Source organism: Campylobacter sp. W0066.1 (genome assembly GCF_024723635.1).
GTDB lineage: Bacteria > Campylobacterota > Campylobacteria > Campylobacterales > Campylobacteraceae > Campylobacter_D > Campylobacter_D lari_C.
The window spans coordinates 1-293 of record NZ_JANQCW010000058.1 but is presented as its reverse complement, the minus strand read 5'-3'; the positions used below and the strand labels follow the sequence as shown (position 1 = coordinate 293).

The window sequence follows — 293 nt, the reverse complement described above, 5'->3', positions numbered from 1 at the left end:
TGGACGTGGCTTTGCTGTTGTTGCTGATGAAGTTAGAAATCTAGCAGAAAGAACTCAAAAGTCTTTAGGTGAGATTGAAGCTAATACTAATATCTTAGTTCAATCTATTAATGAAATGGGTGAGAGTATTAAAGAACAAACTACAGGTATTACTCAAATAAATGATGCTGTAGCACAAATTGATCATGTAACTCAAGAGAATTTAAAAATAGCTAATGATAGTGCAGCTATATCTGATAATGTTAATAAAATAGCTAATGATATCTTAGAGGATGCTAGGAAGAAGAAGTTTT

The 293-nt window shown here is 31.4% G+C and carries 1 protein-coding gene; it reads left to right on the top strand.

The window, feature by feature from the left end; translation table 11 throughout:
- Window positions 1-293 (top strand): methyl-accepting chemotaxis protein (locus tag CAMP18497_RS08260; protein WP_337213763.1); only part of this gene is annotated, 293 nt, incomplete at both ends.